This is a genomic window from Candidatus Aminicenantes bacterium (genome assembly GCA_011049425.1).
GTDB lineage: Bacteria > Acidobacteriota > Aminicenantia > UBA2199 > UBA2199 > UBA876.
The window spans coordinates 1-15564 of sequence record DSBM01000170.1; the positions used below are offsets into that span (position 1 = coordinate 1).

At 56.7% G+C, this 15564-nt stretch carries 15 protein-coding genes; 13 read left to right on the forward strand and 2 right to left on the reverse strand.

The annotated features are described in order from the left end of the window. Positions 1 to 497 (forward strand): SDR family oxidoreductase (locus ENN40_11930; protein HDP96046.1); only part of this gene is annotated, 497 nt, incomplete at its 5' end. Positions 498 to 670: 173 nt separating this feature from the next. Here the strand turns inward: ENN40_11930 and ENN40_11935 are convergent. After that, on the reverse strand, positions 671 to 937 hold the full coding sequence (locus ENN40_11935; protein HDP96047.1) for a hypothetical protein: 267 nt from the start codon (positions 935 to 937) through the stop codon (positions 671 to 673). 127 nt (positions 938 to 1064) lie between these two features. Between ENN40_11935 and ENN40_11940 the strand changes: the two genes are divergently transcribed. From ENN40_11940 to ENN40_11965, 6 genes are all read left to right on the forward strand, one after another. Next, positions 1065 to 2345 (forward strand): PLP-dependent aminotransferase family protein, encoded by a 1281-nt coding sequence (locus ENN40_11940; protein HDP96048.1) that lies wholly within the window; start codon positions 1065 to 1067, stop codon positions 2343 to 2345. A 197-nt stretch (positions 2346 to 2542) separates the two neighbouring features. Beyond that, complete coding sequence (locus tag ENN40_11945) at positions 2543 to 3313, forward strand: electron transfer flavoprotein beta subunit/FixA family protein (protein HDP96049.1); 771 nt, start codon at positions 2543 to 2545, stop codon at positions 3311 to 3313. 9 nt (positions 3314 to 3322) lie between these two features. Further along, the gene (locus ENN40_11950; protein ID HDP96050.1) at positions 3323 to 4270 is read left to right on the forward strand and encodes an electron transfer flavoprotein subunit alpha/FixB family protein; all 948 of its coding nucleotides are present in this window, start codon (positions 3323 to 3325) and stop codon (positions 4268 to 4270) included. A 3-nt stretch (positions 4271 to 4273) separates the two neighbouring features. Further along, positions 4274 to 4840, forward strand: a complete 567-nt coding sequence (locus ENN40_11955; protein ID HDP96051.1) for a nitroreductase family protein — start codon at positions 4274 to 4276, stop codon at positions 4838 to 4840. A 134-nt stretch (positions 4841 to 4974) separates the two neighbouring features. Further along, positions 4975 to 6117 (forward strand): acyl-CoA dehydrogenase, encoded by a 1143-nt coding sequence (locus ENN40_11960; protein ID HDP96052.1) that lies wholly within the window; start codon positions 4975 to 4977, stop codon positions 6115 to 6117. Between the two features lie 20 nt (positions 6118 to 6137). Beyond that, positions 6138 to 6926, forward strand: coding sequence for a hypothetical protein (locus ENN40_11965; protein ID HDP96053.1), 789 nt, complete (start codon positions 6138 to 6140; stop codon positions 6924 to 6926). A gap of 229 nt (positions 6927 to 7155) precedes the next feature. Here ENN40_11965 and ENN40_11970 read toward each other — a convergent pair whose 3' ends face one another. Further along, complete coding sequence (locus tag ENN40_11970) at positions 7156 to 7581, reverse strand: PaaI family thioesterase (GenBank protein ID HDP96054.1); 426 nt, start codon at positions 7579 to 7581, stop codon at positions 7156 to 7158. 166 nt (positions 7582 to 7747) lie between these two features. Here ENN40_11970 and ENN40_11975 point away from each other — a divergent pair, with 166 nt between their 5' ends. The 6 genes from ENN40_11975 (at position 7748) to ENN40_12000 (ending at position 15350) form a co-directional block, all read left to right on the forward strand. Then, positions 7748 to 9100, forward strand: a complete 1353-nt coding sequence (locus ENN40_11975) for a sodium-dependent transporter (GenBank protein ID HDP96055.1) — start codon at positions 7748 to 7750, stop codon at positions 9098 to 9100. Positions 9101 to 9165: 65 nt separating this feature from the next. Beyond that, positions 9166 to 9915: an IclR family transcriptional regulator gene (locus tag ENN40_11980; GenBank protein ID HDP96056.1), complete on the forward strand. Its 750-nt coding sequence runs from the start codon at positions 9166 to 9168 to the stop codon at positions 9913 to 9915. Positions 9916 to 10155: 240 nt separating this feature from the next. After that, positions 10156 to 10998 carry a cyclase family protein gene (locus ENN40_11985; protein HDP96057.1) on the forward strand — a complete coding sequence of 281 codons (843 nt, stop codon included), beginning with the start codon at positions 10156 to 10158 and terminating at the stop codon, positions 10996 to 10998. A 58-nt stretch (positions 10999 to 11056) separates the two neighbouring features. Continuing rightward, the gene (locus ENN40_11990; protein HDP96058.1) at positions 11057 to 12379 is read left to right on the forward strand and encodes a hypothetical protein; all 1323 of its coding nucleotides are present in this window, start codon (positions 11057 to 11059) and stop codon (positions 12377 to 12379) included. A 125-nt stretch (positions 12380 to 12504) separates the two neighbouring features. Next, complete coding sequence (locus ENN40_11995) at positions 12505 to 13521, forward strand: homoserine dehydrogenase (GenBank protein HDP96059.1); 1017 nt, start codon at positions 12505 to 12507, stop codon at positions 13519 to 13521. 41 nt (positions 13522 to 13562) lie between these two features. Then, positions 13563 to 15350 (forward strand): hypothetical protein, encoded by a 1788-nt coding sequence (locus tag ENN40_12000; GenBank protein HDP96060.1) that lies wholly within the window; start codon positions 13563 to 13565, stop codon positions 15348 to 15350. Positions 15351 to 15564: the final 214 nt, after the last annotated feature.

Sequence of the window (15564 nt, forward strand, 5' to 3'; positions counted from 1 at the left end):
ACAATGCGGGGGTGGCGTTGGAATCTCCGGCGGCAATGGAGGATGCCGCGTGGCTTGACAATTGGAACCGAACCCTACAGGTCAATCTGACCGCGGCCGCGGAGTTGTGCCGCCACAGTGTGCGCCATTTTCAGGCCACGGGTGGGGGGCGCATCATCAATGTCGCTTCCCGGGCGGCTTTTCGCGGAGATACGGTGGATTACCTGGCTTATGCCGCCTCCAAGGGGGGATTGGTTTCGTTGACGCGTTCCCTGGCCCGTGGCTACGGCAAAGACAACATCAAGGCTTTCGTGGTGGCACCGGGGTTTGTGCGCACGGATATGGCCCAGGCCTTTTTTGACCGTTACGGCGAGGATTTCGCCCTGGAAGATATCGCGTTACCGCGGTTGACCGAACCGGCGGACCTGGCGCCGCTGCTCGTGTTCCTGGCTTCCGGTGCGGGAGATCACGCGACCGGAGGCACGTTTGATATCAATGCCGGCAGCTACGTGCATTGAAAGTCTAAAGTCGAGAGCAATAAGTGAAAAGACAAAAGACAGGTGGCAGGGGTAGGGGCGGTTCGCGAACCGCCCGTACGGTAGATTGGAAAATGATTTTTTGAGGGCGAAAAATTTTTCGCCCCTACGCCTGGCCTCCTGTCCCCTTCTTTCAACTTTTCAACTCTTCAACTTTACTTAGGCGCTTTCTCCCGGCCTTCAGAGACCAGAATGTTTACGGCGGCCAGGGTAAGGGCGACCAACGCAACGGCGATCTTTTGCGCGATTGAGGGTACGCGGAAAGTAAAAAGCATGAAACCGGCGAACCCCACCATGAATGCGGCCGCGGCCATGGACAGAAAAGGGCGGTAGTGACCAAAGGGGCGAATCTTTCGCCGCCGCCCCACCATCTGCACGATCAGAAATCCCACGAACAGCACCAGCCCTACGGTCAGGTCCATGCCACACTCCTGGTGCATCAGTATATCGTGATGCGTTTGCCTGGTCAAGAAAGCGCGTACTTGACAAGCTGGAAAAAGAGGGTTACCATGAATTGGCGTTTCAGTATATGAAAGAGCATTTCAAAATATGAAACATGGCTGCGATTTCCCGGGACCCCAAGGCGCCCGGAAGGAGGAATGCATGTTGGATCTAGAGAAACTCTATTCTACTACAGCACGCGCGACGCGCAAATCGGCCATTCGTGAGTTGTTGAAGTTGGCGGACAAACCGGAGGTCATCTCTTTTGCCGGCGGCTGGCCCTCTCCCGACCTTTTCCCCGTGGATACCATCAGTGATCTGATGGTTAAGGTGCTAAAGGAAAGGGGCCGCAAAGTATTGCACTACTCCAAGGCGGAAGGTGAAGTCGGATTGAAAGAGGAACTGATCCGCCTGATGGCAAAAGACGGCGTGACCGCGGAAGCGGAAAACATCCTGGTGCTGACCGGTTCCCAGCAGGGCTTGGATATGCTGCCAAAGGCTTTTGTGGACCGCGGCGATGTGGTGTTTGTGGAAACCCCCACCTATGTGGGCGCCATCCAGGCGTTCGACAATTACGGCACGCACATGGTGCCGGTGGAGACGGACGATAATGGCATGGACGCCGCGGCGCTGGAAAAATCGATCGCTGAATGGAAGCAGCGCGGCCAGGCAGACCGCTTGAAAATGGTCTACCTGATTCCCGATTTTCAGAATCCGTCCGGCATTACCATGACCGAAGAACGTCGCCGTGGTGTGTTGGAAGTGGCGGCCCGCCACGGCCTGCTGGTCGTGGATGACGCCCCTTACCGCGATTTGCGCTTTGAGGGAGAACCGGTACCTTCCCTGTACGCCCTGGACAAAAAACAGTCCGTCATATCCCTGTATACGTTCTCCAAGACACTGGTGCCGGGCTTGCGCGTGGCCTGGGCGGTGGGACCCCGGCAGCTCATTGACAAGCTGACCACACTGAAGCAAAGTGTTGATTTGTGTTCGTCCGCCCTATCGCAGCACGTGGTGGCCGATTATCTTGCGGGCGGATGCATGGAACGATACCTGCCGATGTTTAACGCGGATTACCGCCACAAGCGTGACATCATGCTGGATGCCATGGACAAGTACTTGCCGAAGTTAGAGGGCCTGAAGTGGACCCGTCCGGAAGGCGGGCTGTTTATCTGGGTCACCCTGCCGGAAAAGATGGATGCTGAGAAACTTTTTCACGCCGCGGTGCGCGAAAACGTGGCCTTTGTGCTCGGATCGGCGTTCCATCCCTCCGGAGGCCTGAAGAACTGTTTCCGCTTGAATTTCTCTTTCGCCGCACCGGACCGAATTCACGAAGGTGTTTCGCGACTCGGACGCGCCTTGACGAAATTCGCGCAGGAATCCGCTTAACCCGGAATGATGCGTTACTTTGCCTGAGTGGGAGGTGACGTCAAGAATTTGTGTTTTGTCGGGATTGAATCCCCGTCATGTCCCGGGTACAATTGAGCAATGTGCCGATGCTTCCGCGCTGCCTCCGCGGACGGCTCATCCGCATTTGAACAGCTGACAGTGAACGCTGCCGCCGCCGGCGGTCAAGGAGGAAAGTAATGAACATTTTTGTGTGTATCAAACAGGTTCCCGATACGGAAGCCAGCCTGAGCGTTGAGGGCGGCCGCAAAGTAAGGGAATCGGGGCTTAAGTGGGTGGTCAGCCCCTATGATGAATATGCCCTGGAAGCGGCCATTCAATTAAAAGAAAATACAACCGGCTCAAGCGTTACCGCCATCACGGTGGGTCCCGCCCGCGCCGACGGGGTGTTGCGCACGGCCCTGGCCATGGGGGCCACCGCGGCGGTCCACGTGGAAAGCGACAGTGAACTCGATCATCATGCAATCGCCGCCTGCCTGGCCGCCGCCATAAGGAGTTGCGGTGATCCCGATATCATCCTGACCGGCAAACAGGCCATTGACGTGGATGCGGGTGTTTTGCCGCTGTTCCTGGCGCAAGCCATGGATATGCCCTCGGCCGGCGGCGTGCTCGCCATGGAAGTGGCGGATGGTACGGCCAGGGTCGAGCGGGAGATCGAGGGCGGCGCCCGGGAACGCATCGAGATGGCGCTGCCATGTGTTGTCGGCGCCACCAAGGGGCTCAATACTCCCAGATATCCCTCTTTAATGGGGATCATGAAAGCCAAGAAAGTGGAAGTCAAGAAATTCACTCCGGCTGAATTGAACCTGGAATCTCTGGAGCCGGTGTTGCGCTTGGAATCTTTATCGGTTCCCGAAGAGAAGGCTCCCGGCCGGGTGATTGAAGGTGAACCCGCGGATGCCGTGCGTGAACTGGTTCGTCTGTTGCGTGACGAAGCCAAGGTTCTGTAGGAGGCGACCATGTCCATTACCCTCGTGTTTGTTGAAAGCCAAAATGGAAAAATCAAAAAAGCCAGCCGCGAGGCTCTTGCCCTGGCCTTGTCCGGTCCCGATAAAGTGGCCGCGGTCACGTTCGCCAATGATGGCGCCGACCTGGCCGCGGCCCTTTCCGGAGTATCCACGCTTTTTCACGTAACCGGTGCGGGTGATCTCTACCAGCCCGATATCCATGCGGCAACCCTGGAGTCAATAATAAAGGATAAGGGAATCGCAACCGTTATCGCGGCTCATTCCGCACGCAGCCGTGATCTTTTCCCCCGCGTGGCGGCGCGTGTCAAGGCCGCCATGGTCTCAGATTGCGTGGCCGTCAACCTGGAGGAGAGGTGCGCGGTCAAGCCCGTGTACTCCGGCAAGTTGCTGGCCCGCATCAGGGTGAACGCCGGGGTGAATCTGTTTACCCTGCGTCCCAACGTCTTTCCCGCTGAATTGCCCGCCGGCAATGACACGCCAGAGGTGGTCGCCGTTTCCGCGGCGGATGTGACCCCCCGTTGCCGGGTGGTGGAAGTGGCGGCCGGCGCGGCCGGCAGGATCGACCTGACTGAGGCGGCCGTGATCGTATCCGGCGGCCGGGCAATGAAAAACAAAGATAATTTCGCCTTGTTGCAGGAACTGGCCGATGTGTTGAATGCCGGCCTGGGGGCTTCCCGGGCCGCCGTGGATGCGGAATTCGCCGAGTACAACATGCAGGTCGGCCAGACAGGCAAGGTCGTGAACCCCAAACTGTATGTCGCGTGCGGCATTTCCGGAGCCATTCAACACTTTGTGGGCATGAAGACATCCAAAGTAATCGTGGCCATCAATAAGGATCCGGAAGCCCCGATCTTTAAAAAAGCGGATTACGGCATTGTGGGAGATCTGTTTGAGATCGTGCCCCTGCTGAAAAATGAGTTGGAAAAAGCCCTGAATTAGCCAATGGATCTCAGGCAGGTGATCCGGCAACGCCGCAGTGTCCGCAGTTTCCAGGACCGCCCGGTTGACCGGGCGGTCCTGGAGGACCTGATCCGTGAGGCCGTATGGGCGCCGTCGGCCATGAACACCCAGCCGTGGATGTTTCACGTGGTGTCCGGAAACAGCCGCGACCGCCTCTGCCGCATCATGTCCAGCGCGTTCGACCGCCTGCAGCCGCGGTTGGCGGCGTTGTTTAAAAAAAGCATGGTGGGCATGATCCGTCGATACTTCACCCATTTCGGCAATGCGCCTCACCTGGTGGCGGTAACCGTTGAGCGTCTGGAAATACCGCAATACCAGGAAGGTGCTGTTCAAAGCGTGGCCGCGGCCATCCAGAATTTTTCGCTCCTGGCACACGAGGCGGGCCTCGGGACCTGCTGGATGACCGGTCCGTTGTGGGTGGCCAATGAAGTGGAGGCTTTCCTGGGGGTGCCGCAGCGCCGTCTGGTGGCCGTACTCACCGTGGGATGGCCCGATCAAGATCCTCCCACACCTACGCGCAAAGACGAGGCGGTGGCGTGGCTCGAATAAACCGATTTTAACTTTATTTTTTTCTTGACAATCCCAAAAAGGCACCATAACATATTGGTGTCGATTTCGTATAGTGAAATTGGATTTTGTTAATTGAAATTTACCTCCGATGATGCGGAGACAGGAGTTGCCGAATGGATTACCTCTTGACGGATGAGCAAAAGATGCTGCGCGACATGGCCGCCAAGTTCACGGCCAATGAGATTACGCCCGTAGCGGCGGAGATGGAGAAAGAAGGCCGATTCCCCCACGAAATACTCAAAAAGGCCGGTGAACTCGGCTTGATGGGAATCACCCTGCCCGAGGAATATGGCGGCGGCGGCATGGACTCGGTGGGGTACATGCTGGCTATGGAAGAGATTGGCAAGGGACTGGCGTCGCTGGTGCTGATCATGTCCACTCACATCTCCCTGGCCGCGGGTTCAATCCACAAGTTCGGCTCCGACGAGCAGAAACAGAAATACCTTCCCGACCTGTGCAGTGGCAAAAAAGTGGGCAGCTTTTCATTAACCGAAGCCGGAGCGGGCTCCGACGCCGCCGGTTTGAAAACCCGGGCTGAACGTCGCGGTGACACCTACCTGATCAACGGCAGCAAACAGTTCTGCACCCTTGATCCGGATTGCGATAATGTCATCGTTCTTTTCGCACTGACGGCATCGGAACTCAAAACCAAGGGCATCAGTGCGTTTATCATCGATAAGAGCATGCCCGGCTGGCGAGTCGGCAAAAAGGAACACAAACTGGGCATTCGCACGGCCACGACTTCGGAGCTGATCTTCGAGGATTGCGAGGTCCCGGCCGCGAATCTGCTTGGCGAAGAAAACCAGGGTTTCAAGTATGCCATGATCGCGTTGGACAGCGGACGCATCGGCATTGCCACCCAGGCCCTGGCCGTAGCCAAAGCCTCTATCGAGGCGGCCACGGAGTACGCCAAGAACCGCGAGCAGTTCGGCAAACCCATCGCGGCGCTTCAAGCCATCCAGTGGATGATCGCGGACATGAACACCGAGTATGACGCTTCCTGGTTGCTGACCTATCGTGCCGCGTTGATGAAGGATCAGGGACTGCGTTTTTCCCGCGAAGCCGCCATGGCCAAATTGAAGGCTTCAGAAACGGCGTCTTTCTGTGCCGATACGGCCATCCAGATTCACGGCGGTTACGGCTATACCGAAGATTTTCCGGTGGAACGCTATTACCGGGATGCGCGCATCACCCGTATTTACGAAGGCACCAGCGAGATTCAGCGCCTGGTCATTGCCTTGAACAGTATGAAGTAAGGTGATATCCGGAGGACAAAATGTCGGATCTGCAAACATTGGAAAAAGAATTTGAGAAATACCTGCGCCTGCAATCGCCGCCCCTGGCTTTGCGCATGTTGCAGCCGGGGGAGAACGCACCAGAGAAGTGCCGCCGCCCTTATCAACATCTGAAGACCAGGGTGACCATCTGCCAGGGATTCACCATGGCACGAAAATACGGCTGGACCGTTTGCATGGGGGTCGAAGACATGGCCTGTCCACCCGGCGCCGCCCTGTTCGGCTTTTACAAAAACACCGACTATTTTGACTCCGGGAATATGGCGGTACCGGCCTATGCGCCTGACCTGGAAGCCGGCAAGGCCCTGGAAAAGGAATTCCCCCGCTTTGGTTATAATGAATGCGAAGCCATCCTGGTGGCGCCCATGGGGCGGGCCGAATTCGAGCCGCATATGCTGGTGTTTTACGCCCAGCCCGCCCAGGTGATGCGCCTGATTCACGGAGCGGTTTATGAAAGCGGCGGCGGCATCAACAGCTGGACCCAGTGCCGTTTCGGCTGTTCCAGCGTCATTTCCGTTTTGCAGTCCGGAAAGTGCACCTTTAACGTTCCCGGCAACGGTGACCGTGTGTTTGCCGGCGTTCAGGACAGTGAAATGAGTTTCTACCTGCCCATGGCAAGGGCGGAAGGCGTGGTTGCCGGGCTGGCGGCCAACCACAAGGGCGGCACCCGTTATCCCGTGCCCGCCTACCTGATGTACCAGCCCAATTTTCCCAAAAACTACGCGCAGCAGATGGAAATCTGGCGCGAACTGAAAGAGATTCAGGATTAGACGTGTTCCCCAAGGTACCCATAAGGAATGGGCCCGGAGCGGTCGCCCTCCCCGCCGGAATCGGCTTGCGCCTTTTTCGGCCGACGGATTTGGTCGACGCCTCTGTTCCCTCGGGTTTTCGCTCCCGGACGGCTGCGGCCGGCCGGGCCCATTCCCCTTTTCATGGAGGGTCGGGGCAACCATGATACCCTGCAGGCGAGGAGTCGTCAACCACTCAGCCCGACACCAATCATGCGGGCGTAGAGACATTTCCGTCAGCGGATTCCAACACCAGGTAGGTGCCGAGCGCCTGGGCCGCCGCCAGGCCGGAGCCGTCCATCACCCGGGCCTCCAGCACGGCGGTACGGCGACCGCGGTGCAACACCGCCGCTTCCGCGACTACGATTTTCTCTGTTACGGGACGGATGTAGTTGATCTTGGCTTCCACCGTGGTCATGCCTTCGCCGGTTTCCAGGAGTCCCGCCAGTGCGGCACCCATGGCCGTATCCACCAGCGCGAACAGGGCACCGCCGTGAACCTGGCCGAAAATATTGATCAATTCCGCGGTGACCGCCATCTCCATTCTGGCCCAGCCTTTACGGACATTCACCAGTCTCATGCCCAGGTGGTTGTGAAAGTGTCCAGGGCGGGTGAGGCGTTGTTTAAAGGCGTCCATCACGGCGGCCGGCAATGGCGGAAATTCTGTTTTTTTTATCATAATGCCATTATACGGTACGGGTGGGGCGGGGCCAACCCCTCAGAAGGGGAAGATAAATGAATCCGTCGGCGACACGAATTAAAGATGTACCGTCGGTAAATCGACACAGAAACGGAGGCTGATCATGGAAACGAATCGAGGTTCTTGGGGTTCAAAAACTGCGTTCATCCTGGTCGCAGCGGGATCCGCCGTGGGATTGGGAAACATCTGGCGTTTTCCCTATCAGGCGGGAATCAACGGCGGCGCCGCCTTTGTGCTGATCTACATTCTGGCCGCCTTTGTTCTGGGATTAAGTGTTTTACTGGCGGAGGCGGCGATCGGTCGCGCCACCGGCAAGAACCCGGTCTGCGCCCTGCGGGCCTTAAAACCGAATACCCGCTGGCATTGGTTCGGCGCCATGGGAGTGGTGATCTGTACCGTGGTCCTTTCCTATTACGGCGTAATCGCCGGTTGGACCCTTGGTTACGCCGCCAAGGCCGTGGGAGGTGATTTTTCGCGCCCGCTGGATCAGCAACTGGTGGCAAAGATGTTCAGCGATTTCGCCTCCAATCCGGGTTTGATGCTCTTGCTGTTTTTCGCTTTTATCCTGGTTACCGTGCTGGTGGTTTCGCGCGGGGTTCAGGGTGGTATCGAGAAGCTGGCCAAGATGCTTATGCCCGTGCTCTTTTTGCTGCTGGTGCTGATGGTTCTGCGTGCGGTTACCCTGGAAGGCTCTTCGAAAGGTCTGGCGTTTTACCTTAACCCCGATTTTTCCAAACTCAACGCGACCGCGGTGATGAGCGCCATCAGCCAGGCGTTTTTCTCTACTTCCGTGGGCGTGGGCATTATGCTGACATACGGCAGTTACCTGCGCCGTTCCAACCGCCTGGTAAACTGCGGCATATGGATCATCGGGCTGGATACTCTGGTGGCGGTGATCGCCGGCCTGATTATTTTCCCCACCCTGTTTACGGTTCCCGGCATGAACCCGGCCCAGGGCCCGGAACTGGTGTTTGTGGTGCTGCCGGTGGTCTTTTCCAAGATCCCCCTGGGCGCGTTGTTCGGCGCCTTGTTTTTCCTGTTGGTGGTAATCGCCGCCCTGACATCGACCATCTCGTTGCTGGAGGTGGGCGTCAGTTACCTGGTGGATTTCCGCAAGTGGAGCCGGCGCAAAGCCACCTGGTTGTTGGGTGGACTCGTGGCCCTGTTGGGAGTTCCCTCGGTGCTGTCACAGGGAGGCAGCAAGTTCTTTTCAAAACTCCCGGTGTTAGGCATGTCTTTTCTGGATACCATGGATAAAATTTTCGGCGCTTACGGCTACACCTTTGGCGCGTTGTTTATCGCTGTTTTCGTGGGCTTTGTGTGGAAACCGAAAGCGGCGATCGCGGAGATCGAACAGGAAGGTTATCGGTTTCGCCTGAAAAATGTGTGGGCGTTCACTTTGCGTTGGATCGCCACGCCGCTGATTCTGGTGATGCTGGTATCCAGTTTCTTTTGAGGCTCGGGGTGATCGGTATACCCGAAATGAAATAGTGGATATTTCCAGTGCATAGGGAGGGTCCGATGTCAAGTCTCAACCATTCAATTGAAAATGCGTGTCGCATATTGGTCCTGTTATCCGAGCAGGAAGCGGGAATCAATCTGACGGAACTGAGTGAGCGTATGGGAATTAACAAGAGTACGGCTTACCGATACCTGTCCACGTTGGAACGCTATCGCATAGTTAAAAAAGAGCACAACCGCTACACCCTGGGTTTGCGGGTGTTTGAGATGGGCAACCGTGTACCGGTGATCCGCTTGATTCTGGAGCGCATTTACCCCCGCCTGTTGGAGTTGGGTTTTCTGTTTAATGAAACCATCAGTGTGGGGATATTGTCGGATGCAGAGGTGATGATCCTGGAACGCGTCGAAAAGGGGCGCAGTCTGGTCAACCAGGTGTTTACCGGAACCAAGGTCCCCTTGTACTGTACGGGCCTGGGCAAAGCCATTCTTTCCGTCATGTCCGAGGAACATCGCGACACGTTGCTGACTGAGATTCATTTTGAAAAATTGACTCCGCGAACCATTCTTTCGCGGGAACAACTGATGCGGGATCTGGATGAAACCCGCAAGCGGGGTTTCAGCATCGATGATTCCGAGTACGAGGAGGATTTGAAGTGCGTGGGCGTGCCGCTCTTTTTTGAAAGCCTGGGGGTCATGAGTGCCGTGAGTGTGACGGGCCCACGGTCACGCATGACTGGCGACCGTGTCCGCCACATCGGTGAACACCTGCGGCAGGCCGTTGATTCGTTTGTCAAGGAAATGAATAAATGACGGCTATGCGCCGGGGCGAAATGGTCGGCCTGGCAAAAAAACCGCCTTTAGTGGAATTTGCTTGACATTCTATTTTTGCGACACTACTATGAGTGTGGATTTTGATTAATAAAATACTATTTCATTATGTGAAACTTTAGTGAGTGTAAAAAAGTCGTCTTACGGATGTACAGTACGGCCGAGTGCGAATCCGTTGCCGCCTGGGCCGACTGCCTGGAAATACCAAAAAGGAGGTTTTTCATGAAACACAGAAGTCAGCTTCTGATGACGCTCCTGGTGTCCGTGCTGCTTTTGGTGGGCACCCAGGGCATGGCCAAGAAAGAGATGTCCCTGCTGGACATGTACAAAATCATGCAGGGCATGAAGTGGGTGGACCTGACTCACGCGTTTGACAAGAACATTCCACATTGGAAGGGATTTACCGGAACTTATGACACCAATCTCCTGTACCATTATGATCCGGGTGTGGGTTCCGACGGCTACGGCTTCCTGGTGCATCAGTACACCCATGTGGGACAATGGGGCACCCATGTGGATCCGCCCAACCATTTCGTCAAGGGATTGCGTTCCCTGAGCGATATCCCCGTGACGGAGATGCTTTTGCCGCTGGTGGTGTTTGATGTCCATGAAAAGGTTGCGAAAAATCCCGACTACATGATCACCATGGACGATGTCAAGGCCTGGGAAAAGAAGTACGGCCCCGTGCCGGAAGGATCCTTCTGCGCCATGCGTACGGATTGGTCCAAGCGCTGGCCCTCCATGGAAAAGATGCAGAACAAGGATGAAAACGGCGTGGCCCATTATCCCGGATGGAGCATGGAAGTGCTGAAGTACTTGTACGAGACACGCAAGATCATGGCCAACGGACATGAACCCACCGACACGGATCCCGGCTTCAAAACCACCAAAGACAACTACGAAGGCGAATACTACGTATTGGCCCAGGACAAGTACCAGATCGAACTCTTGACGAACCTGGATCAGCTTCCCGAGTACGGTGGCCTGGTGGTGGCAAGCTGGCCCAAGGCCCTGCATGGGTCTGGTTTCCCGGCACGCGTGTTCGCCATTGTTCCCAACAAGTAATCTGTCCGGCCGACTGCAACTCAACACGGGATATGAAAAAAGTGGAGGTTGAATCAAGATGAAACGACTAATGATTGTACTGGCTGCGGTATGCCTGATGACGGCTGGCCCGGGACTGTGGGCGGATGGCGCCGACAAGGGTCCCGAGATCACCGGGGGTGTTACATTTTACTGGTACACCTTTATGTGGGGCAATACCGATTTCAACAACAGCGACTACACCGCGGGCGGTGTGACTGTTGACGGCTCCGGCGACTCCTACAACTACAACTACGGCCACGGCAGCATGTGGATGAAAGCCGACTGGGAAGGCGCGAGCGTATATGCCAAGCTGGGCGCCTGGGGCCCCTATGGGATGCAACCCATTTACACGGCTCCCCTGGATCCCAGTGCCCGGCTGCTGGAAGGCTACCTGGATATCAAAAAACTGATCGGTCCATTCTCTCTCCGGGTCGGCAAGTTCCGCTTCGCCTACGGCGAAGGCCTGGTGGCTTTTGACGGCGGCGAAGACGGCACCACCGGATATCAACTGTTCGCGGCTGAAAAGAACTGGTCGCTGGACTTGTTCTACCGCAAGGGGCAGGACAACGCCGGTTGGAATGAAATGGCGTTTAACCCGACTCCCGGATCCCGCAACCCCGAGGCGACCGACGACTGGAATGTCTGGGGTGCTTACGCCACCTTGAAGCTGGACAAGTTCACCGTCAGTCCCTACCTGTTCTACAAAAAGTTCGGTGAAGATACACCGATGTGGATCGGGGCGGATGTGAGCGCCAGCCTCGTCAAAGGTCTGGCCCTCAAACTCGAATACGTCCAGATGTTCGGCAGCAATGCCTGGGACCAGGATTACAACGGTTTCGGCATGATCCTCAAGGCGGATTACACGACCGATTCCGGCCTTAACGTCGGAGCCGGTTACGTGATCGCTTCCGGTGACGACAACTACGCCGACAACAAAAACGGCACCTACGAAGCGGTTTTGCACAACCCCTACACCGGCGGCTTTTACAAAGGCTGGGTCGGTCTGGGGCCCGCGCACATGTGCGCCACAATTGCTGGATTCAGCCTGCTGGCTCCTTTTGAATACCTGATGACCAACGTGACCTCGTTGAATGCGCACGTGGGTTACAAAATCAAGAACGTCTCCCTGCGGCTGGATTTCTACAAATACGGCAAACACAAGCTGGCCGTGGGTGACAAGGATATGGGTTATGAAATCGCCGTCATGGCGATGACCAACATCAAGGGCATCGACGTGGGCGGTACATTCGGGGTCTGGAAACCCGGCGATCACTTCTCCAAGACTCTGAACAAGGGTGACGACTCCAGTTACGGTGGTTACATCTTTTTCTCGAAAGGTTTTGACTTCAAACTCCGGTAATCACCGGAGGCGTGACCCGGGCGGGCCGGGAGTTATCTCCCGGCCCGTCCCCATCGTTCCCGCGGGCGCCGCAGGCAACGGAACGGCGCCGGCGGGAATGGCAATTTCCCTTTAGGAGTGAGTCAATGACACAGAAAATCGCCCTTATCGGTTTCGGAACCGTAGGACAAGGTCTGGTGGAAATCCTGCAGGAAAAAGCGGCCGAATTGCACGAGCGCTACGGTTACCAGTGGAAGATCACGGGTGTGTGCGACAACCGCTTCGGTACGGTCTGTCATGCGCAGGGACTGGATCCCCGTGTTCTGCTGAAGGAAGCCGCAAATGGTTGTTTGAAAACCCATCGTTTGGAGGGGGACGTCAAGCAATTCCTGGATGAATGTGATGCGGACGTGGTCGTGGAGATGACCTACACCAACCTCAGCGACGGTGAACCCGCGGTTTCCCACTGCCGTTACGCCCTGGAGAAAGGCCGCCACGTGGTTACCTCCAACAAGGGGCCCGCCGCGCTGCATTTCCGCAACCTTTCCGCGCTGGCGGCAAAAAACCGCGTGCGCTTCCTGATTGAGGGAACCGTGATGAGCGGTACACCGGTGCTGAATTTAATGGACGGCCCGTTGCAGGGTTGCCGGGTGGAATCGCTGCGGGGAATCCTCAACGGCACCACCAACTACATTCTCACCTGCATGGAAGATGGCATGGCTTATGATGACGCGCTGGCCAAGGCCCAGGAGTTGGGCTACGCGGAAGCGGATCCCACCGGAGATGTGGAGGGATATGACGCCCGCGCCAAGGTCGCGATCCTGGCCAACGTGGTGATGGGCGCGGATCTGCCGATTGAAAATGTGTCGTGTACCGGCATTACCGCCATCACTCCAACGGATATCGAAACGGCCCGCAAAAGCGGCAAACGCTGGAAATTGATCGGAGCGGTGGAGCGCAACGGTAACGATGTTTCGGCATCGGTTAAGCCGGAGATGGTGCCCCTGGACCATCCCCTGGCCGGGGTCTCCGGAGCCACCAACGCGTTGACCGTGGTGACGGATCTGCTGAAAGATGTTTCGATCGTGGGCCCGGGTGCCGGCCGCAAGGAAACGGGTTTTTCCATATTAACCGACCTGTTGACCATTCACCGCTCGAGTTGATCTTACATGAAAACCTGCAAGTCACCAATCAGGAGGTAACCATGGTGTCGAGTATTATGAAGCGCGTGCTGTATGTGGACCTGACGGAGCAGACCTTTCATTACCAACCCGTTGATATGTCGCTGTATCCACATTGGCTGGGAGGCAAGGGGCTGGGCTTAAAGATGATGGTGGATATGGGACTGGTCGACCAGGACCCCTTCTCGCCTGAAAACCCCTTGATTTTCGTGACCGGTCCATTTACGGGAAGCCTGGTGCAGACATCGGCAAGAATGGCGCTGGTGACGAAATCCCCCCTGACCGGTTCCTGCCTGGACTCCCACGTTGGGGGGCATCTCGGCCCTCAGGTGAAACGCGCCGGCATCGACGCCCTGGTAATCAGGGGCAAAAGCGCGTCCCCCGTGGTGCTGCATGTTTCTCCGCTGAAGGTGGACTTTCTGGACGCGCGCCGTTTGTGGGGAAAAGGTAAGTTTGATACGGAAGACGAGCTTCTGAAAAGAATCCCCGGCAGCCGGGTGGCCTGCATTGGTCCCGCCGGTGAGAACCGGGTGCGATTCAGCGTAATCGGCACCAGTCGCCACCGCCAGTTTGGACGTGGCGGTGCGGGCGCGGTCATGGGATCCAAACAGCTCAAGGCGGTCGCGTTCAGCGGCGAAGAGAAAATCACCTATCATGATGAGAAACTGTTTCGCGAACTGGCCGCTCAGTTAACCAAGGATGTGGTGGCCCACCCCAACCGCCAATTGCGCTATACCCACGGTACCAACTGGTGGACCCGTGCGGGTCACGAACAGGGACAGTTCCTGCCCACCCGCAATTGCCGGGACGGTCAATTCGAAGGCTATGCGACGTTGACTTCTGAGTACTTCCGCGAGCACTACGGCTGGAAAAGCAAGGGATGCTTTAATTGCGCCATTCAATGCGCCAAGGTGGCGAAATGGAGTGACCGCGAACTGGAAGGACCGGAATACGAAACCGTTGCCTGGCTGGGCAGTAACTGCGGTATTTCTGATCCCGAGGTCTTGATGGAAGCCAACCTGCTGGCGGACGACCTCGGACTGGACACCATCTCACTGGGCGCGACCATCGCTTTTGCTATGGAAGCCTATGAGAAAGGCATCCTTACCGGTTCAGATACAGACGGCATGGAACTCGCCTTCGGCAACGGCCCGGCTCTATTGGATTGTGTGCGACGCATCGCGGCGCGACGCGGCCTGGGCGACCTTCTGGCGGAAGGCACCCGCATCGCTTCGCAAAAGATCGGCAAGGAAAGTGATTATTTCGCCCTGCAGACCGCGGGCATGGAGTTGTCGGGAGTCAACATCAAGGGCTCCGCATCCATGGCGCTGGGTCTGGCTACGGCGGATTTTGCCAGCCATACGCGGATCTGGTCGGCCACGGCGGAAATGAACGGTGAACTGGATTTTAAGAACACGCCGGAGTACGTGGCCAACGCCCAGGATGAGGTCAACCTGCGCAACTCCCTGATTGTCTGTGATTTTGTGCCCTACGGAAATGACCGCTTGGCACCGCTTTATGAGGCGGCAACAGGCATTCCCATGACTCCCGAGAAGCTGATGGCCGCGGGGGCGCGCATCTTTGCCCTGGCGCGCATGTTCAACTTGAGAAACGGCCGCACACGCGCGGATGATCGCGTGCCGCGGCGTTATCTGGAAGAAACCCATATCGCCGGGATTTTCAAGGATCGCAAGTTGACTCCGGAAAAGTTCAACCAGTGGCTGGACGCCTACTACAAGCAGCGTGGCTGGGACAACAACGGCGTTCCCACAAACGAGTTGCTGCAGACCCAGGGATTGACGAGGATTTAACCAAAGTTGAAGAGTTGAAGAGTTGAAAAGTTGAAGAGGGAAGAAGTGAAAAAAGGTGACAGATAACAGGAGGCAGGCGTACGGGCGGTTTGCGAACCGCTACATTTGTGCGTATGCCATACGCCCCGCTGTTTTTTTCCTGCCTACCTGCCACCTGCCTCCTGTCACCTGATACCTCGTTTCCTCTTTCCGTGTATTCCGTGGTTTGAATTTC